The organism is Telluria sp. PB2R4 (assembly GCF_059685695.1).
Window position 1 is genome coordinate 666,199 of record NZ_JCASIC010000001.1, and the last position, 23,033, is coordinate 689,231.

Below are 23,033 nucleotides of genomic sequence, written 5' to 3' on the forward strand. Positions count from 1 at the left end.
AATGCATGACAATGCGGCCATGGAAAATCATCTTTACACCGTCGCGCAGTTGCGCGAGATCGAACGGGCCGCCTATGCGCATCTTGAACCCGGCACCCTGATGCGGCGCGCAGGCGAAGCCGCCGCCGGGTTCGCACTCGAACTGCTGGGCGAGCGGCGCGGCCTGCCGGTACTGCTGCTCGCCGGCCCCGGCAACAACGGCGGCGATGCGCTGGAAATGGCCGCCATCCTGGCCGACGCCGGGATCGATGCGACCGTGCTGCACTTGCCCGGCCAACGCGAAACCTCGAGCGAAGCGGCGAGCGCGCACGAACGCGCACGTGAAGGCACGGTCGGGTTCATCGACATGCTGCCCCCTGGCGCGCAGTGGGGCCTGGTGGTGGACGGCTTGTTCGGCATCGGGCTCACGCGTCCGCTCGAGGGCGAGTACCGCGAGCTGGTCGCGTCGCTCGACGCCATCCGCTGCCCGATCCTGGCACTGGACGTGCCCAGCGGCCTGGATGCCGACACCGGCGCCGTGATCGGGCCCGACGGCATCGCGGTGCGCGCCACCCATACCATCACCTTCCTCGCGGACAAGCCCGGCCTGCACACCGCCGACGGCCGCGACCATGCCGGCCAGGTGCGCGTCGCGCCGCTCGGCATTGCGCCCGAATCCCTGCCGCCCCCAAGCGCGCGCCTCGGCGCGAGCGAGGCCTTCGCGCACCGCCTCAGGCCGCGCCGCCAGAACAGCCACAAGGGCAGTTTCGGCGACGTGGCCGTGATCGGTGGCGCGCATGGCATGGCCGGCGCCCCCGTGCTGGCCGCGCGCGGCGCGCTGTTCGCCGGCGCCGGCCGCAGCTTTGTCGCCATGATCGATCCGGGCCCCGGCTACGACAGCGTGCAGCCGGAGATCATGTTTCGGCCAGCCGACGACTTCGACATCGACGGGCGCACCCTGGTGGTCGGGCCGGGCATGGGCGGCTCGGCCACCGCCATGCGCCTGCTGGCGAACGCGCTGGACAGCGGTAGTCCGCTGGTGATCGATGCCGACGCGCTCACCCTGATCGGCGCGAGTCCGGATTTGCTGGGGCGGCTGGTTGGGCGCAGTGCGCCGGCGGTGCTCACGCCGCATCCGCTGGAAGCCGCGCGCCTGCTGGGCACGACGGCGGCAGCCATCCAGGCCGACCGCCTGGCGGCGGCGCGCGAGATCGCGCTGCGTTCCAATGCGACAGTCATCTTGAAAGGCTCGGGATCGGTGATTGCGGGGCCGGACGGCGGCATCCTGATCAACCCGAGCGGCAATGCCGGGCTGGCGACCGCCGGCAGCGGCGACGTGCTGGCCGGGATCTGCGGCGCGCTGCTGGCGCAGGGCTGGCCGGCATGGGATGCGGCGATGGCGGCGGCCTGGATCCACGGCGCTGCTGCCGACCTGCTGGTCGCGCATGGCGTCGGGCCGATCGGGATGACGGCCGGAGAACTGCCGGCTGCCGCGCGGGCGGTGCTGAACCTGCTGGTGGTCGAAGCAAGCTTGTCGTAGGGTGGGCGGGGTAACTCAGGCCGGTGGCCTGAGTTACGGACGCCCGCGCGTCCAGCTATCGGACGCGTAGTCGCAACGCATGCCGTAGCTGAACGCGCGGACGGCAGAGCCGTCCACCCTACGTGTTCAGGCTAGGCGGCCTGCCGCGATGGTGATCGTGCGGCCGCAACGCGCCGCCATCGCCGGGTCATGCGTCACCAGCACCAGGGTCGAACCGCGCTCGCGGTTCAGTTCGAACATCAGCTGAATGATCGATTCGCCGGTGGCCGCATCGAGGCTGCCGGTCGGCTCGTCGGCGAACAGCAGCGGCGGCTCGGTGACGAAGGCGCGCGCCAGGGCCACGCGCTGCTGCTCGCCGCCCGACAGGTATTTAGGATAATGGCGCAGCCGGCTCGACAGGCCCACGCGGCCCAGCATCGCCTCGGCCTTGGCGCGCGCCTCGCCGTCGCCGCGCAGCTCCAGCGGCAGCATCACGTTCTCCACCGCGTTCAGGTGGGCCAGCAACTGGAACGACTGGAACACGAAGCCCAGCTTGGCCTTGCGGAAGGCGGCGCGGCCGTCTTCATCGAGCGCAAAGATATCGGTGCCGTCAAGCAAGACCTTGCCCTCCGAGGGCGTGTCCAGGCCGGCAAGCAGGCCAAGCAGTGTCGACTTGCCCGAGCCGGAGGCGCCGACGAGCGCGAGCGTCTCGGCCGGTTGCACGGTAAAATCGATGTTTTGCAGGATGGTGAGTTCGCCGCTGGCGTCCGCCACCCGCTTCGACAGGCCGCGCACGGCAATCGCCGGCGCCCTGCCTGCCTCGCTCACGGTTTCATTGGCCGCGCCATTCTTGTACGCCTCGGGGTAATCACGCATGCGAATTGTTCTTCACAGTCTGAAAAAGTTGTCGGTGGCTGCCTGCCTGCTGCTGGCAGCATCGGCGAGCGCCTATTCTGCACCAAAAACCGTGCTCGTGGTGGGCGACAGCCTCTCGGCCGAATACGGCATCACGCGCGGCACCGGCTGGGTGGCCCTGCTGGAACGCAAGCTGCAAGCCGAAAACATCGCGGCGAAAGTGGTCAATGCCAGCATCAGCGGTGAGACCACGATCGGCGGCCGCACCCGCCTGCCCGCCCTGCTGGACCAGCACAAGCCCAGCATCGTCGTGCTCGAACTGGGCGCCAACGACGGCCTGCGCGGCCTGCCGGTGGCCGCCGCCGAAGGCAACCTGCGCGCCATGGTCAACATGGCGCAGCAGAAGCAGGCCAAGGTGGTGCTGGTCGGGATGCGCATGCCGCCGAACTACGGGCGCGCCTATACCGAGAGCTTCTTCAACATGTTCAAGAAACTCTCCACCGAGACCAAGTCGCCGCTGGTGCCCTTCATGCTGGAAGGCGTGGCCGACAAGCCGGCCCTGTTCCAGCAGGACCGCCTGCATCCGACCGCGGCCGCCCATCCCATCATCCTGAACAACATCTGGCCGCAATTCGCGCCGCTCGTGAAAAAACAATGAAATACCCTGCCGTCCTGAGCTTTGCCGAGATCCTTCCGGAACTCGATTCCTTCGACACCATCATCGATGCGCGCAGCGAGTCGGAGTACGCGCTCGACCGCATTCCCGGCGCGATCAATGCGCCGGTCCTGGACGACGAACAGCGCGTCAAGGTCGGCACCCTGTACAAGCAGGTCGGCGCCTTCGAGGCGAAGAAGCTGGGCGCGCCGCTGGTGGCTGCGAACATCGCGCGCCATATCGAGACGCTGTGGGCGGACAAGCCGCGCGACTGGAAGCCGCTGGTGTACTGCTGGCGCGGCGGCAACCGCAGCGGCTCGCTGGCGCACATCCTGGCCAAGGTCGGCTGGCCGGTCTACCAGCTCGACGGCGGCTACAAGGCCTTCCGCGCGCACGTTGCCGCCGCGCTGGACGCCGCACCGGAACTGGACTTCCGGGTGGTGTGTGGAACCACCGGCAGCGGCAAGAGCCGCCTGCTGGAGACCTTGGATCGCATGGGCGCGCAGGTGCTCGACCTGGAACAACTGGCGGCGCACCGCGGCTCGGTCCTGGGCCACCTGCCGGACGAACCCCAGCCCTCCCAGAAGATGTTCGAAAGCCGGGTCTGGGACAAGCTGCGGCACTTCGATCCGAGCAAACCGGTGTTCGTGGAGTCCGAGAGCAAGAAGGTCGGCAACCTGCGGGTGCCGGACGCGCTGATGCAGCGCATGCGCGCCTCGCCCTGCATCTTCCTGTGGCTGTCGCGCGAGAACCGGGTACGGCTGCTGATGGAAGACTACGATCACTTCTGCAAGGACCCGGCGGCCCTGTCCGGCCAGCTGGCGCACCTGGCGCAACTGCACGGGAACGAGAAGATCAAGTCCTGGCACGACATGGCGAACGGCGGCCTGATGCCGGAGCTGGTCGACCAGCTGCTGGTGGAGCATTACGACCCGGCCTACCTTCGCTCGATCGACCGCAATTTCGTGCAGTTCTCGAAAGCCGAAATGCTGGAGCTGAGGGATATCGCCGAGGATGATTTCGTGGGAGCGGCACGCCGGCTGCACACCGCCTGATCCTCCTGGCCCGGTGCACATCGGGCCAGGAAGCAAAAAAGCCCGGCTGCTCACACAGCCGGGCTTTTTCATGCACGCTTACTTCGAGGCGATCACTCGCCGTCAGGCTTGGCGCCGAGCTGCGAGGCAGTCACATTGACCTTGGCCTTGGCCTTGGTCTTGAGCGCTTCGACGTAGTTGAACAGTTCGGCCTGGCCCACCACGTTGGAGATCTGCTGCGCTTCCTGCTTGCGGCGGTTCAGGTCCGGCGCGGCCGGCTGCGACACCTTGTTGATGCGGTAGACGCCGTAGCCCTGGCCCGGGATCTCCACGCCGACATAGGCCGGCAGCTTGGTGGCGTCTGCCTTCAGCACCGCGATCGCCGCCGTGGTGTTGATGCTCGGTTCCTTGGTGCGCGTCACGACCTTCGGCTCGCCGAAGCCGGCGGCATCGCCCGAAGCCTTGGCCGCTGCCAGCTTCTGTTCGCCGGCGGCGCGCGCCAGCCTGGCTGCTTCCTCGATGGTCACGCGCTGGCGGATCTGGGCATCCACTTCAGCCAGCGGACGCTTGGAGGCCGGCTTGAACTCGAGCACGCGGCCCGACACCAGCACACTCGGCGCCACTTCCACCGCTTCGGTGTTGCGCTTGTTCTTGATGGCGTCGTTGCCGAACAGCGCAGTCAGGAACTTCTCGTTGTTGAACGGCGCCTGGCCCAGTTGCGGGTTCGGCTTGCGGGTCAGGTTGTCGACGGTCTCGATCTTCAGGCCCAGCTTGTCGGCCACGGGTTTGAGGCTTTCCGACTGCTCGTACACCATGTTGGTGAAGGTCTCGGCCATTTCCGAGTAACGCTTCGACATCTTCTGCTTCTTGAGGTCGGCGGCGATGTCGTCTTTCGCGGCGTCGAGCGGCTTCTGCGCGGCCGGCTGCAGGCCGGTCACGGTGATGATGTGGTAGCCGAATTCCGACTGCACCACGTTACTCACTTCGCCCGCCTTCAGCGCGTAGATCGCGTCTTCCACCGGCTTGACGAAGGCGCCCTTCTCGACCACGCCCAGGTCGCCGCCCGATGCGGCCGAGCCCTGGTCCTGCGACTGCGCCTTGGCGATCTCGGCGAAGTTCGCCGGATTCTTGCGGACTTCCGCCAGCACCGCTTCGGCCTTGGCCTTGGCGGCGGCCTGCTCGGCCGGCTTGGCATCGCGCGCCAGGTTGATCAAGATGTGGCTGGCGGTACGCTGTTCCGGCGTGGTGTAGCTCTTGACGTTCTTGTTGTAATAGTCCGTGATCTCGGCATCGGTCACCTGGACCTGGCTTTCGACCGCGGCGGCGTCGAACACGACATACTCGGCCTTCACTTGCTCCGGGATCGTGAACAGCTGGGCGTTCTTGTCGTAATAGGCCTTCACCATCGCATCGGTGACCTTCACCTGCGGCAGGTACTGCGCGACCGGGAACAGGATTTCCTGGACTTCGCGTTCCTGGTCACTGATGCTGGACAGGCGCTCGCTCACCGAGCGCGGCGCGAAGGCGGTCGCCTGGATCGAACCGGTGAGCTGTTCCAGGGTGAGGTCGCGGCGCAGGCGCTGGTCGAACATCGTTGGGGTCATGCCCTGCGCGGCCAGTGCGGCGGTGTACTGTTCCATGTCGAAGCTGCCGTCCGGCTTGCGGAACTGCTGGTATTCCCCGATCTTGCGGGCCAGCGCGGCGTCGCCCACGGTCATGTGGGTGCGCGCGATCTCGGCGTTGATGGCGCGTTCGGCCACCAGGTTGTTCAGGATCGCCTGCTTGGCTTCCGGCGTCTCGAACATCTTCTGGTCGAACTGCGGGCCCATCATCTGGCGCGCCTGGTCGATCTGGCGGCGCTGGGCTTCTTCCCATTCCTGCTGGGTGACCTTCTGGCCGGCCACGGTTGCCACGCTCGACGCGGCATCGCCGCGATCCTGGTAGCTCTCGACACCGACTAAGACGAACGAAGGCACGATCAGGACCAGCAGCAGGCCCTGCATCACGCGCTTGTTGTTACGGACAAAATCAAACATGGTCAGCCTGGATTGATAATGCTTTAACAGCACAAGTTAAAAAAAAAGGCGAACTCGCGTTCGCCCCTTCTTGTCGCTGGAGCGTAAGCCCAGCACTACTAGCATTCTGGCGGAGCGGACGGGGCTCGAACCCGCGACCCCCGGCGTGACAGGCCGGTATTCTAACCAACTGAACTACCGCTCCAGAATAATGTTGTGGATGTTGGCGGAGCGGACGGGGCTCGAACCCGCGACCCCCGGCGTGACAGGCCGGTATTCTAACCAACTGAACTACCGCTCCAACAAAAACACATCATCGCATCGGCTTTTCAGCTTCTGCTCTCTGCATGTCACTGCAGAGAAGGCATTAGTTTACAGCATCTTTCAGAGCTTTACCAGCCTTAAATTTCGGAACCTTTGCAGCTGCAATCTTGATCGGTTCCTTGGTGCGCGGATCGCGGCCGGTACGCGCGGCGCGCTCGCCCACGGTGAAGGTGCCGAAGCCGACCAACGTGACGCTGTCGTTCTTCTTCAGGGACTCGGTCACCGCCACGATCATGGCGTCGAGAGCACGCGTCGCCGAGGCCTTGGTAATGTCCGCGGACTTCGCGATTTCTTCGATCAGTTCTGTCTTGTTCACTCTAACCCTCGTTTATTCATTCGACGCTGGTGCGCCTGCATGCAAAAGTGCAAGCGCGTATTAAACAAGGGCAACATTGGTCTGTCAAGCAACATCCGTTGTCAGCAGCGTCCGGTTGCATGCTTGCGTCACTGCAGGTGCGCCCTGCACGAAATAAAACAGGCGCCGCAGCGCCTGTCTTGTCGATCATGGAGAAACGATCAGTGCTTGACCACCTCGGTCGCGCCTTCGGCCGCCGGCGCCGGGGTCACCGCCACCGTGGCCGCCACGTCGGCCAGCGCTTGCGGCTGGCGTTCCAGCGCAACCTCGAGCACCTTCTCGATCCAGCGCACCGGCACGATCTCGAGCTTGTTCTTGACGTTGTCCGGGATCTCGGCCAGGTCCTTCACGTTCTGCTCGGGGATCAGGACCGTCTTGATGCCCCCGCGGTGCGCCGCCAGCAGCTTCTCTTTCAGGCCGCCGATCGGCAGCACTTCGCCGCGCAGCGTGATCTCGCCGGTCATCGCCACATCGGCGCGCACCGGGATGCCGGTGAAGGCCGAGACCAGCGCCGTCGTCATGCCGATACCGGCCGACGGACCATCCTTCGGCGTCGCGCCTTCCGGCACGTGGATGTGGATGTCGGTCTTCTCGAAGGCTTCGGCCTTGATGCCAAAGCGCTGGGCCCGCGAACGCACCACGGTGCGGGCCGCTTCGATCGATTCCTTCATCACGTCGCCCAGGGTGCCGGTACGGATGATGGCGCCCTTGCCCGGCACGTTCACGGCTTCGATGGTCAGCAGGTCGCCGCCCACTTCGGTCCACGCCAGGCCAACCACCTGGCCGATCTGGTTCTCTTTCTCGGCCACGCCGAAGTCGTAGCGGCGCACACCCAGGAACTTGTCCAGGTTCTTGCCGTTGACCAGCACGCGCTTCTCGGTCTTGGTGAGCAGCAGCATCTTGACGACCTTGCGGCAGATCTTCGAGATCTCGCGCTCGAGCGAACGCACGCCCGCTTCACGGGTGTAGTAGCGGATGATGTCGCGGATCGCCGATTCCTCGACCTTGATCTCGCCTTCCTTCAGGCCGTTGTTCTTGATCTGCTTCGGCAGCAGGTAGCGCTGCGCGATGCTGGTCTTCTCGTCCTCGGTGTAACCCGACAGGCGGATCACTTCCATCCGGTCCAGCAGCGCCGGCGGGATGTTGAACGAGTTCGAGGTCGCCACGAACATCACGTCCGACAGGTCGAAGTCGACTTCGACGTAGTGGTCGCTGAAGGTGTGGTTCTGCGCCGGGTCCAGCACCTCGAGCAGGGCCGAGGACGGGTCGCCGCGGAAGTCCGCGCCCATCTTGTCGATCTCGTCGAGCAGGAACAGCGGGTTGCGCACGCCGACTTTCGACAGCGACTGCAGCACCTTGCCCGGCATCGAGCCGATGTAGGTACGGCGGTGGCCGCGGATCTCGGCTTCGTCACGCACGCCGCCCAGGGCCATGCGCACGTACTTGCGGCCGGTTGCGCGGGCGATCGATTCGCCCAGCGAGGTTTTACCCACGCCCGGAGGACCGACGAAGCACAGGATCGGCGCCTTCAGCTTGTCGACGCGCTGCTGCACCGCGAGATACTCGAGGATGCGTTCCTTGATCTTGTCGAGACCGTAGTGGTCCGATTCCAGCACCTGCTGGGCCTTCTCCAGGTCGATGGTGACCTTCGATTTCTTCTTCCACGGCAGCCCGACCAGAGTGTCGATGTAGTTGCGCACCACGGTGGCTTCGGCCGACATCGGCGACATCATCTTGAGCTTCTTGATCTCGGCCTGCGCCTTTTCCATTGCCTCTTTCGGCATCTTGGCGGCGATGACTTTCTTCTCCAGCTCTTCGATGTCGGCGCCGTCTTCACCTTCGCCGAGCTCTTTCTGGATGGCCTTGACCTGTTCGTTCAGGTAGTACTCGCGCTGCGATTTTTCCATCTGGCGCTTGACGCGGCCGCGGATGCGCTTTTCGACCTGCAGGATGTCCAGTTCGCCTTCCAGCTGGCCGAGCAGGTGCTCGAGGCGCTTGGCGACGTTGAAGATCTCCAGGATGACCTGTTTCTGCTCGAGCTTGAGCGGCAGGTGCGCGGCGACGGTGTCGGCCAGGCGGCCGGCGTCGTCGATGCCCGCCAGCGACGCGAGGATCTCGGGCGGGATCTTCTTGTTGAGTTTGACGTACTGGTCGAACTGCTGGACGATGGCGCGGCGCATGGCCTCGACTTCGGAATCGTCGCCGATTTCCGACTCGACCGGGGTCAGCTCGGCCGTGAAATGGGTGGCGCCATCGGTGATCGTGTCGATGCGCGCGCGCTGGGCGCCTTCGACCAGCACTTTCACCGTGCCGTCCGGCAGCTTCAGCATCTGCAGAATATTGGCCACGCAGCCGATCTCGTAGATGTCTGCGGCCGAAGGTTCGTCCTTGGCAGCGGCCTTTTGAGCGGCGAGCATGATGCTCTTGCCCTGCTCCATCGCGGCTTCGAGGGCCTTGATGGATTTCGGACGTCCGACGAACAGAGGTATCACCATATGTGGGAACACGACCACGTCGCGCAACGGCAGAAGAGGCAGCGTCGTTTGCTCGGTTAATTTCGAAGTTGTCATGGCATACCTTATAGAAAGCGTGTTGCTAACTTGGGCCTTACGCCCCTAAATCTCAAGGGCGGTCCAGTAAATATTTCTACGAGTAAAAGAATATCAATGGCCGTTCCAATAAAATCCGCATTTAAAATGAAAAAGCCACCGCAGGGGTTTCCCGGCGAGTGGCTTTTCGATTGAAGCCGGCGTCTTTTATTGAAGTAAATTGTACCTTCAAGAATCCGTACGGCAAGACTTTTGTGGCAAGAGTGCGCGCCTTTTTTTAATTTTCGCCAGATGCTTTTGGCGTTTCGCTGTAAATAAGCAAAGGTTTCGCAGCATTCGTGATCGTATTTTCATCAATCACGACTTTCACCACATTTTGCTGGCTTGGCAGTTCGTACATGACATCGAGCAGCGCGTGCTCGAGGATCGAGCGCAGGCCGCGGGCGCCGGTCTTGCGTGCCAGGGCCTTGCGCGCAATCGCGTGCAGTGCCGCAGGACGTATTTCGAGTTCGGCGCCTTCCATTTCAAGCAGCTTCGAGTACTGTTTGATCAAGGCGTTCTTCGGCTCGATGAGGATCTGGATCAGCGCCTCTTCCGTCAGCTCGTTCAGGGTGGCGACCACCGGCAGGCGGCCGACCAGTTCCGGAATCAGGCCGAACTTGATCAGGTCTTCCGGCTCGGCGTCCATCATGATTTCGCTGGCGGCGCGCTGGGTCTGGCTCTTGACCGTGGCCGCGAAGCCGATGCCGCTCTTTTCGGAGCGGTTCTGGATGATCTTGGCCAGGCCGTCGAAAGCGCCGCCGCAGATGAACATGATGTTGGTCGTGTCGATCTGGACGAAGTCCTGGTTCGGATGCTTGCGCCCGCCCTGTGGCGGTACCGAGGCCATCGTGCCTTCGATCAGCTTCAGCAGTGCTTGCTGCACGCCCTCGCCCGACACGTCGCGCGTGATCGACGGATTGTCCGATTTACGCGAAATCTTGTCGATCTCGTCAATATAGACGATGCCGCGCTGGGCCTTCTCGACTTCGTAGTTGCAGCTCTGCAGCAGCTTCTGGATGATGTTTTCGACGTCTTCGCCGACATAGCCGGCTTCGGTCAGCGTGGTCGCGTCGGCGATCACGAAGGGGACGTTGAGCATGCGCGCCAGGGTCTGGGCCAGCAGGGTCTTGCCGGAACCGGTCGGGCCGACGAGCAGGATGTTGCTCTTTGCCAGTTCGACGTCGTCTTTCTTGCCCAGGTGCTTGAGGCGCTTGTAGTGGTTGTACACCGCGACCGACAGGATACGCTTGGCCGTCTGCTGGCCAATCACGTACTGGTCGAGCAGCTCGGTGATTTCGTGCGGAGTCGGCAGATCGGACTTGGCGCCCGCCACCGATTCGACGTTGGAGGTCTCGTCGCGAATGATGTCGTTGCACAGGTCGATACATTCATCGCAGATGAACACCGACGGTCCCGCGATCAGCTTCTTGACTTCGTGCTGGCTCTTTCCGCAAAACGAGCAGTACAGAAGTTTTTCGCCGCTGGAGGATTTTTTGTCAGACATGGGGCAGGTAATTTAATGAATTGCAATGAATATATCGCTAATACGGGTACGCAACAAGTGCGTACACGAACATGCTACCTGAAATAAAAACGAAACGCCCGAACGACCATCCGCCCGGGCGTTTTTTGGCAACACCTTGGCGGCGTCGCAACGGCGCACTTTACGCGCGGTTGGTCAGCACGCGGTCGATCATACCGTATTCGACAGCCTCTTCCGCCGACATGAAGCGGTCGCGGTCGGTATCGCGGTGGATCTGCTCGATGCTCTGGCCGGTGTTCTCGGCCATGATGCGCGCCAGGCGCTCGCGCAGGTACAGGATTTCCTTGGCCTGGATTTCGATATCCGACGCCATGCCCTGCGAACCGCCGGACGGCTGGTGAATCATGACGCGCGAGTTCGGCAGCGAGAAACGCTTGCCCTTGGCGCCGGCAGCCAGCAGGAAGGCGCCCATCGAGGCGGCCAGCCCGGTGCACAGCGTGGAGACGTCCGGCTTGATGAAGTTCATCGTGTCGAAGATCGCCAGGCCCGCGGAGACCGAACCACCAGGCGAGTTGATGTACAGCGAGATGTCCTTGTCCGGGTTCTCGCTCTCCAGGAACAGCATCTGCGCCACAATGAGGTTGGCCATCTGGTCGTTGACAGGACCGACCAGGAAGATCACGCGCTCTTTCAGGAGGCGCGAATAGATGTCATAGGCGCGCTCGCCGCGACCGCTTTGTTCGACCACCATCGGCACGAGGCCGAGGGCTTGGGTATCCAATGCCGGATTACGATTCATACCTGTCTCGTTCCTTGTAAATAGGGGGTTCAGAAATCCAATTTTAACAGTTGCGCGCGCGTTCCACAGACACGTAGGGTGGGCGGCTTCGCCGCCCACGCGTTCAAGCAGCGATGGAGCAGCCGCGCGGGCAGCATCACCACGGTTTGAACGCGTGGGCAGGAGACCTGCCCACCCTACGATTGAACCACAACGCACCCTTTCGGGTTGGAAATTCCTTAACCCTGAGCGTTGCCGCCCATCAGTTCATCGAAAGCGATGGTCTTGGTGCTGACCTTTGCCTTGCCGAGGACATAGTTGACGACGTTTTCTTCCAATACAAGTGCTTCCACTTCGGCCAGGCGGCGGCGGTCGCTGTAGTAGTATTTCAGGACTTCCTTCGGATCTTCGTAGCTCTGCGAGAAGTCTTCGATCTGGGCCTTGACCTGCTCTTGGGTTGCCTGCAGGTCGTTGTCGCTCACCAGTTGCGACAGGATCAGACCCAGGCGCACGCGGCGCTCGGCCTTGTCGGCGAACATTTCAGGCGGGAACGGCATTGCCTTGACATCCATGCCACGCTGCATCATGTCCTGGCGGGTCATCTCGGCCAGGCGCTCCGAATCCTGCTGGATCATTGCCTTCGGCACTTCCATGTCGGTGGCCTTGACCAGGGCGTCCATCACGGCTTCCTTGTTGCGCGCCTTGATGCGGGCGTTGACTTCACGCTGCAGGTTGGTCTTGATGTCTTCGCGCATCTTCTCGATGGCGCCGTCTTCGATGCCCAGCGACTTCGCGAATTCCGCGTCGACTTCCGGCATGTGGGCCCATTCGAGCTTGTTCAGGGTGATGGTGAACTCGGCGGTCTTGCCGGCCACATCCTTGCCGTGGTAATCCTCAGGGAAAGGCAGCGGGAAGGTCTTGCTCTCGCCGACCTTCAGGCCCACGGTTGCCGACTCGAATTCCGGCAGCATGCGGCCTTCGCCCAGCACGAAGGTATAGTTCTCGGCCTTGCCGCCGGCGAACTCTTCACCGTCGATCTTGCCGACGAAGTCCACGGTCACGCGGTCACCGTTGGCAGCCACCGGCTCGCCGCCGTCGCCGTGCTCGCCTGCTTCGCCCTTGGTGTGGTAGTGCACGCGCTGCTTGCGCAGGATGTCGATGGTCTTGTCGATTTCAGCATCGCTCACGTCGGCCGAGACGGTCTCGACTTCGACGCCGGCCAGGTCGGCGGACACGACTTCCGGATAGACTTCGAAGGTTGCATCGAAGGCCAGCATGCCTTCCGGCGCTTCTTCTTTCGGCTCGATTTTCGGGAAGCCGGCAACGCGCAGCTGGTTCTCGTTGGCCGCTTCGTTGAACGCGCGGCCGACTTTGTCGTTCAGCACGTCCGATTCGATCTGGTAACCGTATTGCGCGGCGACCATCTTGAGCGGCACCTTGCCAGGGCGGAAGCCTGGGGCTTTTGCCGACTTGGCCTGCTGCTTGAGGCGCTTTTCGACCTCCGTACGGACGTCAGCTACCGGAAAAGTGATCGTCAGGCGACGTTCGAGTTTACCCAGGGTTTCGACTGCAGTTGCCATTATAAAAATCGTCCAAAAAAATAATTATTCGTGGTGCGAGGAGGGGGACTCGAACCCCCACACCATTGCTGGCGTCAGGACCTAAACCTGGTGCGTCTACCAATTTCGCCATCCTCGCGGAAGAATTGCATTTTTGCCACAAAAACAAAGGGCGCCCGACAGTGAAACCGGCCGCCCTGCACGCTTCTGTTTAGGGGCTACAACTTCAATCGATTATTTTACTGGATTTTCTGACATTACTGGGTGCTTTTTTACGCGGTGTGCTGGGCGTACAGCTCATCCATATAGACATCAGACGGTTTTCGCGCCCACCGGTTTCTTTACGCGGAACCACGCCGCATACAAGGCCGGCAGGAACAGCAGCGTCAGCGCGGTGGCCACCAGCAGCCCACCCATGATCGCCACCGCCATCGGCCCCCAGAACACGGAGCGCGACAGCGGAATCATGGCCAGCGCCGCTGCGGCGGCAGTCAGGAGGATCGGCCGGCAGCGCCGCACCGCTGCTTCGACGATCGCATCCCATGCTTCGGCGCCGCCAGCGATGTCCTGTTCGATCTGGTCCACCAGGATCACCGAATTGCGGATGATCATGCCGAACAGGGCGATCACGCCCAGGTTGGCCACGAAGCCGAACGGCCGGTCGAACACCAGCAACGCCATCGCCGCCCCGGCAATGCCCAGCGGCCCGGTGAGGAAGACCAGCAGCGAACGCGAAAAGCTGTGCAGCTGCAGCATGAGCAGGGTGAACACGATGAACAGCACCAGCGGCACATTGGCCATGATCGAGGCTTCCGCGTCCGAACTGTCGGCCGCGGCGCCTTCCACCGTCACCCGGTAGCCGGCCGGGAGCCCGGCGCGGATGGCGGCCAGCTTGTCGTCCACCTGCGCGGTCACGGTCGGCCCCTGGATGCCTGCGACCACATCCGACTGGACCATGATGGCCCACTCGCGGCCCTCGCGCCAGACCACGCCCGGCTCCCACACGAACGCCACGCGCGCCACCTGCCCGATCGGCACGGCGGCGCCTGTACCGGTGGGCACCAGGGCTTCCGACAGGCGCGTAATGGTCGAGCGCTCTTCGATCGGCTGGCGCACCACGATGTCGATCAGGCGGTTGGTTTCGCGGAACTGGCCGACCGGCGTGCCGGTGAGCGTGGTATTGATGACGCGCCGCACCGCCTGCGACGTGACGCCCAGTGCGCGCAGCTTGTCCTGGTCGAGATCCAGTCGCAGCACCTTCACCGCCTCGTTCCAGTTGTCGTTGACCCCCATCGTGTTCGGGTTGGCGCGCATGACGTCCTTCACCCTGTCGGCCACCTGGCGCACGACGCCGATGCTGGGGCCGAGCACCTGGAACTGCACCGGATAGGCCACCGGCGGTCCGTTCGGCAGCAGCTTGACGCGTCCGCGCACTTCCGGGAATTCGTTGCGGAAGGCGTCCTCGATCTTGATGCGCAGGGCGTCGCGCGCCTGCGCATCGACAGGCAGGACGACCAGCTGCGACACATTCGACTGCGGGAATATCTGGTCGAGCGGCAGGTAGAAGCGCGGACTGCCGGTGCCGACATAGCTGGTGACGCTCTGCACACCCTGCTGCTTTTGCAGGTAAGCTTCAAAGCGCTTCACCACCGCCTCGTTGGCGGCGAAGCTGGTGCCCTCGGGCGACCACATCTCGACCATCAGCTCGGGGCGGCTGGAATCGGGGAAGAACTGCTTCTCGATGAAGCTGAAGCCGAACACGCCCAGCGCAAACACGCCCAGGCTCAGGGCGATCGTGGTCTTGCGCCATTCGACGCACCGAGTGACCAGGCGGCGAAAGCGTTCGTAGGCCGGGCTGTCGAACACGTCGTGCGAGGACTCGCCCTGCCCGTGCGGCTTTACCCTGAGCAGGATGTAGCCGATATAGGGCGTGAACACCACCGCCGCCACCCATGAGATCAGGAGGGCGAGCGCGTTCACCGAGAACATCGTGAAGGTGTACTCGCCCGCCGCCGACTTGGCCAGGCCGATCGGCAGGAAGCCCGCCGCCGTGATCAGGGTGCCGGTCAGCATCGGCATCGCGGTCGAGGTGTAGGCGAAGGTGGCCGCCTCGAAGCGCGACAGGCCTTCTTCCATTTTACGCACCATCATCTCGACCGCGATGATGGCGTCGTCCACCAGCAGGCCGAGCGCGATGATCAGGGCGCCCAGCGAGATCTTGTGCAGCGAGATGTCGAACACCCGCATGAACAGGAAGGTAATCGCGAGCACCAGCGGAATGGTCAAGGCCACCACCAGGCCCGGGCGCACGTCGATGCGCAGCTTGGGCTTGGTGTGCAGGCCGAGCGCAATGAAGGAGACAGCCAGCACGATGATCACCGCCTCCACCAGCACCTTGATGAATTCGTTGACCGAGGCGGTGACGGCTTGCGGCTGGTCCGCCACGCGTTCCAGCTCGATCCCGACCGGCAGCTGGGCGCGTATGCGCGCCACGGTGTCGTCCAGGCCCTCGCCCAGCCGGATGATGTTGCCGCCCTTTTCCATCGACACGCCCAGGCCGATCACTTCCTTGCCGTTGAAGCGCATCTTGTCCTTGGGCGGGTCCTGGTAGCCGCGCTTGACGACGGCGAAGTCGCCCAGGCGGAAGGTGGTGTTCCCTGCCCGCAGCTGCAGGTTTTCCAGCAGCTCGACGCTCTTGAGCGCGCCGGTGACGCGCACCTGCAGGTTGTCCGTCGGCGTCACCAGCACGCCGCTGGCCTCGACCTGGTTCTGGGTCGCGATCTGGTTGACGATCTGCTCGAAGGGCACGCCCAGCTGGGCGAACTTCTTGCTGGAGAATTCGATGTAGACCTTCTCGGCCTGCACCCCGAACTGCTCGACTTTCGCCACCAGAGGCACCTTCAACAACTGCTGGCGCACGAAGTCGGCGTAGTCGCGCAGCTCCGCCTGGTTGAAGCCGTCGCTGGATAACGCGAAGATCGAGCCGTAGGTGTCGCCGAATTCGTCGTTGAAGAAAGGCCCGGTCACGCCCTGCGGCAAGGTGGCCGCCATGTCGCCGATCTTCTTGCGCACCTGGTACCAGGTCGGCGCCGTGTCGCCCGGGGGCGTCGATTCGCGCAGCTCGATGATGATGGTGGTCTCGCCCGGCTTGGAAAAACTGCGGATGCGGTCGATGTAGGGCGTTTCCTGGAGCTTGCGTTCGAGCGGATCGGCAACCTGTTCGGCCATCTGCACGGCGGTCGCCCCCGGCCACACGGCGCTGATCACCATCGCGCGGAAGGTGAACGGCGGGTCTTCGTCCTGGCCCAGCCCCTGGTAGCTCAGGATGCCGCCGATCAGCAGCGCGGCGATCAGGTAGCGCGTGAGCGGGATGTGTTCGAGCGCCCAGCGCGACAGGTTGAACCCTTTCATTGGCGGGCTCCGCCCACTGCCGCGGCTTCGGTGTCGCCGCGGCGCGCGACGTCGGCCGCCAGGATCCGCACCTTCTGGCCCGGCTTGAGCAGGTGCACCCCGGCCGTCACCACGGTCTGGCCGGGCTGCACACCCCCTCGCAGCAGGATGTCGTTGCCCGACTGGCCCGCCACCTCGACCTTGCGCAGCTGGACGCTCCCCTTGTCGACCACCCAGACGCTGGTAGCGCCCTTGTCCTGCACCAGGGCGCTGAGCGGCACCCTCAGCGTGGGTGCATTCGCCGGGCCCTTGGTGGCGATTTCCACGGTCGCCGTCATGCCCAGGCGGACGTCGGCGCTGGCCGGGATCGACACCTTGACGGTGTAGGTACGGGTGGCGGGATCGGCCACCGGCGACACCTCGCGGATCTTGCCCGGGATGGCGACGGCGCGATTCGCCCACAGGCGCACGCTGACGCTACTGGCCTCGCGCAGCTGGCCGACCCGGTCTTCGGGAATGCCGATCACGACTTCCTTCTCGTCGGTGCGGGCCACGCGCACCACCGGCGCGCCGGCGGCCACCACCTGGCCGACCTCGGCATCGACCGCCGTCACCACGCCGTCGGCGTCCGATTCCAGGTTGGCATAGCCAGCCTGGTTGGACTGGCCGCGGAAGCCCGCGCGCGCCGCGTCCACAGTGGCCTGGGCAGCGCGCAGGGCGGCCTGCTTGGCGTCGAGGACCGCCTGGCTGACGAAGTTCTGGGCCCGCAGGTTCTGGTGGCGCTTGTAGTCGGCCTGGGCCAGGTCGCGCTCGGTCTCGGCGGCGCGCAGGGTGGCGCGGGCCTGGGTCTCGGCCAGGCGCAGGTCCTGCGGGTCGAGCCGCATCAAGACCTGGCCGTCCGTCACCAGGGCGCCGACATCGACCCGGCGCTCGACGATCTTGCCGCCGACACGGAAACCCAGGCGCGATTCGTAGCGCGGGCGCACGTCGCCCGAAAATTCGACGCGCTCTGCGCCATTGCCGGCGGCCAGCTGGATCGCGCGCACCGGGCGGACCTCCTCGACCCTGGGCGCGGGCTTGTCGCAGCCGGCCAGTAACACCAACAGGATCGGCGCGACACATGCAGCGCGGGTAAAGCGGAAAGATGCAAGAGCAAACACGTGTAGTCCCCTGTCGATGCGTTGCCAAGTTAGGGCATTTATAATCAAGCAATTATAATCAGTGAAACAGTCAAGAACCCGAGATTAGAGTCAACAGTCAAATATGCCAGTCGAGCATTACGAGAACTTCCCGGTTGCCTCCTTCCTGCTGCCGCGCCGCCTGGTACCGGCGGTCGAGGCCATCTATGCCTTCGCGCGCAGCGCCGACGACATCGCCGACGAAGGCGACGCCGCCCCGCCCGAGCGGCTGGCGGCGCTGGAGCGCTACGGGCGGGAAATCGATGCCATCGCGCGCGGCGGCACGCCGGCCGACCCGCTGTTCGCGCGCCTGGCCGGCGTGGTGCGTGAATTTCGCCTGCCGGTGGCGCCCATGCACGACTTGCTGTCCGCCTTCCGCCAGGACGTGGTCACCACCCGCTATGCCGATTACACCGCACTGCTCGACTATTGCCGGCGCTCGGCCAACCCGGTCGGGCGGCTGATGCTGGAACTCTACGATGCCGTGGACGAGCGCAACCTGCGCGATTCGGATGCGATCTGCACCTCCCTGCAGCTCATCAACTTCTGGCAGGACGTGGCGATCGACCTGCCCAAGGGCCGCATCTACCTGCCGCTCGAAGACCTGGAACGCCACGGCGTGACGGAGGCGGAGCTGGCTGCCAGCTCGTCGACCCCGGCCTGGCGCGCCCTCATGCGCTTCGAGGTCGAGCGCGCCCGCGCCCTGATGCTGAGCGGCTCCCCGCTGGCGCACCGCCTGCCGGGCCGCATCGGCTGGGAACTGCGCCTGATGGTCCAGGGTGGACTGCGCATCCTGGAAGCGATCGAGAAGGCGGACTACGACGTATTCCGGCGCCGGCCGGCGCTGGCTGCGGCCGATTGGGTCGTGGTGGGCTGGCGCGCGCTGCGCATGTAACGCCATCGCATTACCGTAGAGGCACCGGCATCGGCTAAGATAGCGGATTAGCTCAGCACACCAACAGCAATAATTACATGTCCCCCGACGAATACTGCCAGCAAAAGACCGTCCAAAGCGGCTCCAGCTTCTATTACAGCTTCCTGTTTCTGCCGCCGGAGCGCCGCCGTGCGATCACCGCGCTGTACGCCTTCTGCCGCGAGGTGGACGACACCGTCGACGAGACCCACGATGCCTCGGTCGCGCGCATCAAGCTGGCATGGTGGCGCACCGAAGTCTCGGCGATGGTCAAGGGCAGCCCGACCCACCCGGTAACCCAGGCGCTGCAGCCGCACCTTGCTCCCTTCAAGCTGGAAGAGCAGCACCTGCAGGCGATCATCGACGGCATGGAGATGGACCTGGACCAGAGCCGCTACCTCGACTACCCCGGCCTGCAGAAGTATTGCTGGCGGGTGGCGGGCGTGGTCGGCATCCTGTCGGCCAGCATCTTCGGCTATACCCGGCCGGAGACCCTGGCCTATGCCGAGAAGCTCGGCCTGGCTTTCCAGCTCACCAACATCATCCGCGACGTCGGCGACGATGCGCGCAAGGGCCGCATCTACCTGCCGGTGAACGAGCTGCAGCAGTTCAATGTGACGGCAGCCGACATCCTCAACTTCCGCCACAGCGAAAAGTTCGAGGCGCTGATGCGCTTCCAGAACGAGCGCGCCCAGCGCACCTACGACGAGGCGCTGGCCCTGCTGCCGAAGGAAGACCGGCGCGCCCAGCGTCCGGGCCTGATGATGGCGGCCATCTACCGCACCCTGCTCGACGAGATCGCACGCGACAACTTCCAGGTGCTGAACCAGCGTATTTCGCTGACGCCGCTGCGCAAGCTGTGGCTGGCGTGGAAGACCTATGTCCGCACCTGAGCGCGGCCGCCTTCGGGTGGCTGTCGCGGGTGGTGGTTGGGCGGGCTGTGCCGCAGCCGTCGAGCTGGCCGCCGGCGGCGCCGAGGTCACCCTGCTCGAAGCCTCGCGCTCGCTCGGCGGTCGGGCGCGCGGCGTGGAAGTGCAGGGAAAACTGCTCGACAACGGCCAGCACATCCTGCTGGGCGCCTATGGCGAGACCCTGCGCAAGCTTGAACAGGTCGGCATCGATCCCGCCACCGCCCTGCTGCGCCTGCCCGTACAGATGCGCTATCCGGAGGCCAGCGGCGGCATGGATTTCGTCGCCCCGCGCTGGCCGGCGCCCCTGCACCTGTTGGCCGCCCTCGTGCGTGCGAAGGGCCTGGCGCGCGCCGACAAGCTGGCCCTGGCGCGCTTCACCACCGCCGCCCGCTCGATGGGCTGGGTGCTCTATCAGGACTGCACGGTCGCCGAATTGCTGGCGCGTTTCGGCCAGACCCCGCGCCTGAACCGCCTGCTGTGGCACCCGCTGTGCATCGCCGCGCTGAACACGCCGCCAGCGCGCGCCTCGGCCAAGGTGTTCCTGGCCGTGCTGCGCGACAGCCTGGGCGCGAGGCGGCGGGCCGCGTCGGACATGCTGCTGCCGCGCATGGACATGGGCGCGCTGTTTCCCCAGGCCGCGGCGCGCTTCGTCGAGCGGCATGGCGGGCGGGTGCGCACCGGGGTCAAGCTCGGCGCTGCCAACCCGGCCGAAGGGGGCTGGCGCCTCGCCCTGAATGGTGAGGAAGCGGACTTCGACGCCCTGGTGCTGGCCACGCCCGCCACCCAGTCCGCCGCGCTGCTGGCGGCGCAGGCGCCGGAACTGGCCGCGCAGCTGGGCGCACTGGCTTACGAACCGATCGCCACCTGCTACCTGCAATACGCGCCTTCGGTACGCCTGCCCCTGCCCTTCTACGCCCTGCTCGACGATCCGGCGCAGGGCCGCTGGGGCCAGTTCGCCTTCGACCGCGGCCAGCTCGACGCCACCCAGCCTGGCCTGCTGGCAGTGGTGGTCAGCGCCGCCGGCGATGCGGCCGCGCTCGGCCAGGATGCCCTCGCCGGCCAGATCGCGTCCCAGCTGGCCCGGGACCTAAGACGGCCGGAACTGGCCGCGCCGCACTGGTCGCGGGTGATCACGGAGAAGCGCGCCACCTTTTCCTGCACCCCGGGCCTGCAACGGCCCGGCAACGAGACACCCCTGCCCGGCCTGGTGCTGGCGGGCGACTACACGGCCAGCGACTACCCGGCGACGCTGGAAGCCGCCGTACAGAGCGGCGTGGCGGCCGCCACGCTTATCCTCGCCTACGGCGCCCTGCCCCGCGAAAAGCGCAGACTGTCGCATGCCGGTAGCATGGATGCGCCCCCTTCCGTAAGCTAGCAGCATCGAAACATGTCTTACGGATTGAACAACAACATGAGCAACATGAACAAGTTCCAGCTCGGTTTGCGTACCCTGGCCCTCGTGGCGCTGGTGCTGTCCAGCACCGCCGTGCTGGTCCAGCCCGAACTCATCGGCGGCTCGTCGCCGGCCACGGCCCTTGCGATCGGTGCGATTCCGGTCGTCGGTCTTCATTAAAGCGCAACGCACATGGGCAAACTCGACTATCTCGACGCGCTGAAGCGGGCCCTGGCGGGTCTGCCGCCGGAAACCCAGGCCAAGACCCTGGCCTGGTACGAGCAGCGCTTCGTGGACGGCGTGGCCGCCGGGCGCAGCGAGGCGAGCATCGCCGAGGAACTCGGCGACCCGCGCAAGATCGCCGTGACGCTGCGCGCCAGCGCCCACATGGCGGCGTTCAACGAAAAAAAGTCGCCCGCCAACGCCGCGCGCATGATCGTGGCCGGCGCCGGCCTGCTGGTCTTCAACCTGTTCATGGCGATTCCGGCGGCCGTGGTCGCCTCGTTGCTGATCGCGGTCTATGGCACCGCGCTGGGTTTCTACGTGTCCGGCATCGCCATCACCGCCAGCGGCCTGGCCGGGGCCAATGAGCTGGTCCTGAACAATCCGCTGCACCGGGTCGAGATCATGGCGGACGGCGAGCGCCGCGAATCGCGTGAAAACGTACGGACCCGGGTCTTGATCGGCAAGCAGGGCATCCACATCAACGAAGACGAGGTGCCGGAACCGACGGCCGGCGACGACGACACGACCGGCGAGACCAGGTCCGCCATGGTGATCCGGCGCGCCGAGAAGGTGGCCGACGCCGGCATCCAGATCAGCACCGACATGGATGGCGAATCGCGCACCACCCAGACCGTCGTCGGCCTGTCCATGGTGATCGGCGGGATCGTCCTGTTCCTGCTGTCGCTGGTCATCACCAAGTACACGTTCATCGGCCTCAAGCGCTACCTCAAGATGAACCTGTCGCTGTTGAAGGGAGCCTGAGCATGCGGGCCTTGCTGAAAACCGGCTTCAGCCTGCTGCTGCTGGCCTTCGTCCTGATCGGCATGAGCTACGCCGCGCTGCGCGCCAACGGCGTCGCGTCGGCCAGCGAAGGCCGCCAGGTGGCGAGCGAGAAGCGCGACCTGCCGGCCGGCGTGAATGCCATCGACCTGGACGGACCGATCGACCTGACCGTCCGCTACGGCTCGGCACCGATGCTGGTGGTGCGCGGCGAAGCGCGCCTGCTGGACAACATCGACATCAGCAATGACGGCGCGGTGCTGCACATCGGCATCCGCGGCATGGTGCTGGGCCACCGTCGCCCGCTGCAGGTCGACCTGGTGCTCCCGAGCCTGGCCAGCGTGAAGATCGACGGCAGCGGCGACAGCACGGTCAACGGTTTCTCGGGCGAGCGCATCGAAGTGCGCATGGAAGGCTCGGGCAGCCTGCATTTCAACGGGCGCTTCCGCCAGGTCGACGCAGCGCTGAGCGGCAGCGGCGAACTGGACCTGAATGCGGGATCCGGCATCGAGCGCTTCGATGCGGTGCTCACCGGCTCGGGTCACATGACCATCGTCGGCACTACCCGCGAACTGCATGCGAACGCCAGCGGATCGGGCGAACTCGATGCGCGCCACCTGCGCGCCGAGAAAGTCGAGGTCGGCCAGACCGGTTCCGGCGAAAGCACCGTGCATGCGCGCCAGAGCGTCGCCGCGTCGATCTCGGGCAGCGGCGACATCGAAGTCATCGGCAACCCGGGCGAACGCAGTGTCAGCCGCACCGGCAGTGGTGCGGTGACATTTACCGACTAATCACCGCTGATAAAACGTCTCGACGGACGCAAAGATGCGGGGGGCGGCACGAGCAAAGGAGGCTTGGTGCAAGCTTACCTGATCTGGTCTTGCTCACTGAGCCCAAACGGAACGGGCTCTTGGATGCTCTGGCAACATCTGCCCGCATCGCATCCTGGAGGCGAGGCGTGCGGGTCATGCGGCTGCCAATCCCGCCAGGCCGGTGCACCCGAGGTCTGCCGGCTCTGAGCACGAACACAGTTTCGCCGCGGCCGCACCATCGCGGATGCGTCCGCCGTCCTCGGCGCTTGATGTTGGGCCGGAAG

The 23,033-nt window shown here is 64.9% G+C and carries 18 protein-coding genes and 3 tRNA genes; 9 read left to right on the plus strand and 12 right to left on the minus strand.

Annotated elements, in window-relative coordinates; all coding sequences use genetic code 11:
* Nucleotides 1-19 precede the first annotated feature (19 nt).
* Nucleotides 20-1,519: an NAD(P)H-hydrate dehydratase gene (locus AC56LU_RS02900; protein WP_497174092.1), complete on the plus strand. Its 1,500-nt coding sequence runs from the start codon at nucleotides 20-22 to the stop codon at nucleotides 1,517-1,519.
* Between the two features lie 126 nt (nucleotides 1,520-1,645).
* Here the strand turns inward: AC56LU_RS02900 and AC56LU_RS02905 are convergent, their stop codons facing one another.
* Nucleotides 1,646-2,374, minus strand: a complete 729-nt coding sequence (locus AC56LU_RS02905; protein ID WP_497174093.1) for an ABC transporter ATP-binding protein — start codon at nucleotides 2,372-2,374, stop codon at nucleotides 1,646-1,648.
* Between AC56LU_RS02905 and AC56LU_RS02910 the strand changes: the two genes are divergently transcribed.
* Both AC56LU_RS02910 and mnmH read left to right on the plus strand, forming a co-directional pair.
* On the plus strand, nucleotides 2,373-3,011 hold the full coding sequence (locus tag AC56LU_RS02910) for an arylesterase (protein WP_497174094.1): 639 nt from the start codon (nucleotides 2,373-2,375) through the stop codon (nucleotides 3,009-3,011). The genes AC56LU_RS02905 and AC56LU_RS02910 overlap by 2 nt on opposite strands.
* Nucleotides 3,008-4,063, plus strand: a complete 1,056-nt coding sequence (mnmH, locus tag AC56LU_RS02915) for a tRNA 2-selenouridine(34) synthase MnmH (protein WP_497174095.1) — start codon at nucleotides 3,008-3,010, stop codon at nucleotides 4,061-4,063. Before AC56LU_RS02910 ends, mnmH begins: the two co-directional genes overlap by 4 nt.
* Before the next feature lie 92 nt (nucleotides 4,064-4,155).
* Here mnmH and AC56LU_RS02920 read toward each other — a convergent pair whose 3' ends face one another.
* From AC56LU_RS02920 to AC56LU_RS02970, 11 genes are all read right to left on the minus strand, one after another.
* A complete protein-coding gene (locus AC56LU_RS02920; protein WP_497174096.1) occupies nucleotides 4,156-6,078 on the minus strand; it encodes a SurA N-terminal domain-containing protein in 1,923 nt (640 codons plus the stop codon).
* A gap of 107 nt (nucleotides 6,079-6,185) precedes the next feature.
* A tRNA-Asp gene (locus AC56LU_RS02925) sits at nucleotides 6,186-6,262 on the minus strand.
* Nucleotides 6,263-6,281: 19 nt separating this feature from the next.
* A tRNA-Asp gene (locus AC56LU_RS02930) sits at nucleotides 6,282-6,358 on the minus strand.
* 66 nt (nucleotides 6,359-6,424) lie between these two features.
* On the minus strand, nucleotides 6,425-6,697 hold the full coding sequence (locus AC56LU_RS02935; protein ID WP_436106104.1) for an HU family DNA-binding protein: 273 nt from the start codon (nucleotides 6,695-6,697) through the stop codon (nucleotides 6,425-6,427).
* Between the two features lie 200 nt (nucleotides 6,698-6,897).
* The gene (gene lon, locus AC56LU_RS02940) at nucleotides 6,898-9,306 is read right to left on the minus strand and encodes an endopeptidase La (RefSeq protein WP_497174097.1); all 2,409 of its coding nucleotides are present in this window, start codon (nucleotides 9,304-9,306) and stop codon (nucleotides 6,898-6,900) included.
* Nucleotides 9,307-9,562: 256 nt separating this feature from the next.
* Entirely contained in the window at nucleotides 9,563-10,831 is a 1,269-nt protein-coding gene (gene clpX / locus AC56LU_RS02945) for an ATP-dependent Clp protease ATP-binding subunit ClpX (protein ID WP_497174098.1), read from the minus strand.
* A gap of 160 nt (nucleotides 10,832-10,991) precedes the next feature.
* A complete protein-coding gene (clpP, locus tag AC56LU_RS02950) occupies nucleotides 10,992-11,609 on the minus strand; it encodes an ATP-dependent Clp endopeptidase proteolytic subunit ClpP (RefSeq protein ID WP_497174099.1) in 618 nt (205 codons plus the stop codon).
* A gap of 218 nt (nucleotides 11,610-11,827) precedes the next feature.
* Complete coding sequence (gene tig, locus AC56LU_RS02955) at nucleotides 11,828-13,168, minus strand: trigger factor (protein ID WP_497174100.1); 1,341 nt, start codon at nucleotides 13,166-13,168, stop codon at nucleotides 11,828-11,830.
* Nucleotides 13,169-13,199: 31 nt separating this feature from the next.
* A tRNA-Leu gene (locus tag AC56LU_RS02960) sits at nucleotides 13,200-13,286 on the minus strand.
* 173 nt (nucleotides 13,287-13,459) lie between these two features.
* Nucleotides 13,460-16,558, minus strand: coding sequence for an efflux RND transporter permease subunit (locus AC56LU_RS02965; RefSeq protein WP_497174101.1), 3,099 nt, complete (start codon nucleotides 16,556-16,558; stop codon nucleotides 13,460-13,462).
* Nucleotides 16,555-17,697 (minus strand): efflux RND transporter periplasmic adaptor subunit, encoded by a 1,143-nt coding sequence (locus AC56LU_RS02970; protein ID WP_497174102.1) that lies wholly within the window; start codon nucleotides 17,695-17,697, stop codon nucleotides 16,555-16,557. Before AC56LU_RS02970 ends, AC56LU_RS02965 begins: the two co-directional genes overlap by 4 nt.
* A 103-nt stretch (nucleotides 17,698-17,800) precedes the next feature.
* On the opposite strand from AC56LU_RS02970, the gene hpnC reads away from it, so the two are divergent.
* From hpnC to AC56LU_RS03000, 6 genes are all read left to right on the plus strand, one after another.
* The gene (gene hpnC / locus AC56LU_RS02975) at nucleotides 17,801-18,610 is read left to right on the plus strand and encodes a squalene synthase HpnC (RefSeq protein ID WP_497174103.1); all 810 of its coding nucleotides are present in this window, start codon (nucleotides 17,801-17,803) and stop codon (nucleotides 18,608-18,610) included.
* Nucleotides 18,611-18,687: 77 nt separating this feature from the next.
* A complete protein-coding gene (gene hpnD / locus AC56LU_RS02980; RefSeq protein ID WP_497174104.1) occupies nucleotides 18,688-19,521 on the plus strand; it encodes a presqualene diphosphate synthase HpnD in 834 nt (277 codons plus the stop codon).
* Nucleotides 19,508-20,914: a hydroxysqualene dehydroxylase HpnE gene (gene hpnE / locus AC56LU_RS02985; RefSeq protein WP_497174105.1), complete on the plus strand. Its 1,407-nt coding sequence runs from the start codon at nucleotides 19,508-19,510 to the stop codon at nucleotides 20,912-20,914. Before hpnD ends, hpnE begins: the two co-directional genes overlap by 14 nt.
* Before the next feature lie 36 nt (nucleotides 20,915-20,950).
* On the plus strand, nucleotides 20,951-21,112 hold the full coding sequence (locus AC56LU_RS02990) for a hypothetical protein (protein ID WP_497174106.1): 162 nt from the start codon (nucleotides 20,951-20,953) through the stop codon (nucleotides 21,110-21,112).
* A gap of 12 nt (nucleotides 21,113-21,124) precedes the next feature.
* Nucleotides 21,125-21,919: a DUF1700 domain-containing protein gene (locus AC56LU_RS02995; protein ID WP_497174107.1), complete on the plus strand. Its 795-nt coding sequence runs from the start codon at nucleotides 21,125-21,127 to the stop codon at nucleotides 21,917-21,919.
* Nucleotides 21,920-21,921: 2 nt separating this feature from the next.
* Nucleotides 21,922-22,728: a head GIN domain-containing protein gene (locus AC56LU_RS03000; RefSeq protein WP_497174108.1), complete on the plus strand. Its 807-nt coding sequence runs from the start codon at nucleotides 21,922-21,924 to the stop codon at nucleotides 22,726-22,728.
* Nucleotides 22,729-23,033 lie beyond the last annotated feature (305 nt).

Bases quoted from the DNA above. Each gene is read 5' to 3' on its own strand.
- AC56LU_RS02910 (WP_497174094.1), top strand. From the start codon at position 2,373: ATGCGAATTGTTCTTCACAGTCTGAAAAAGTTGTCGGTGGCTGCCTGC.
- AC56LU_RS02900 (WP_497174092.1), top strand. From the start codon at position 20: ATGGAAAATCATCTTTACACCGTCGCGCAGTTGCGCGAGATCGAACGG.
- hpnC (WP_497174103.1), top strand. From the start codon at position 17,801: ATGCCAGTCGAGCATTACGAGAACTTCCCGGTTGCCTCCTTCCTGCTG.
- AC56LU_RS02905 (WP_497174093.1), bottom strand. From the start codon at position 2,374: ATGCGTGATTACCCCGAGGCGTACAAGAATGGCGCGGCCAATGAAACC.
- mnmH (WP_497174095.1), top strand. From the start codon at position 3,008: ATGAAATACCCTGCCGTCCTGAGCTTTGCCGAGATCCTTCCGGAACTC.
- hpnD (WP_497174104.1), top strand. From the start codon at position 18,688: ATGTCCCCCGACGAATACTGCCAGCAAAAGACCGTCCAAAGCGGCTCC.
- AC56LU_RS02995 (WP_497174107.1), top strand. From the start codon at position 21,125: ATGGGCAAACTCGACTATCTCGACGCGCTGAAGCGGGCCCTGGCGGGT.
- AC56LU_RS02990 (WP_497174106.1), top strand. From the start codon at position 20,951: ATGAGCAACATGAACAAGTTCCAGCTCGGTTTGCGTACCCTGGCCCTC.
- clpP (WP_497174099.1), bottom strand. From the start codon at position 11,609: ATGAATCGTAATCCGGCATTGGATACCCAAGCCCTCGGCCTCGTGCCG.
- AC56LU_RS03000 (WP_497174108.1), top strand. From the start codon at position 21,922: ATGCGGGCCTTGCTGAAAACCGGCTTCAGCCTGCTGCTGCTGGCCTTC.
- lon (WP_497174097.1), bottom strand. From the start codon at position 9,306: ATGACAACTTCGAAATTAACCGAGCAAACGACGCTGCCTCTTCTGCCG.
- tig (WP_497174100.1), bottom strand. From the start codon at position 13,168: ATGGCAACTGCAGTCGAAACCCTGGGTAAACTCGAACGTCGCCTGACG.
- AC56LU_RS02920 (WP_497174096.1), bottom strand. From the start codon at position 6,078: ATGTTTGATTTTGTCCGTAACAACAAGCGCGTGATGCAGGGCCTGCTG.
- AC56LU_RS02965 (WP_497174101.1), bottom strand. From the start codon at position 16,558: ATGAAAGGGTTCAACCTGTCGCGCTGGGCGCTCGAACACATCCCGCTC.
- clpX (WP_497174098.1), bottom strand. From the start codon at position 10,831: ATGTCTGACAAAAAATCCTCCAGCGGCGAAAAACTTCTGTACTGCTCG.
- hpnE (WP_497174105.1), top strand. From the start codon at position 19,508: ATGTCCGCACCTGAGCGCGGCCGCCTTCGGGTGGCTGTCGCGGGTGGT.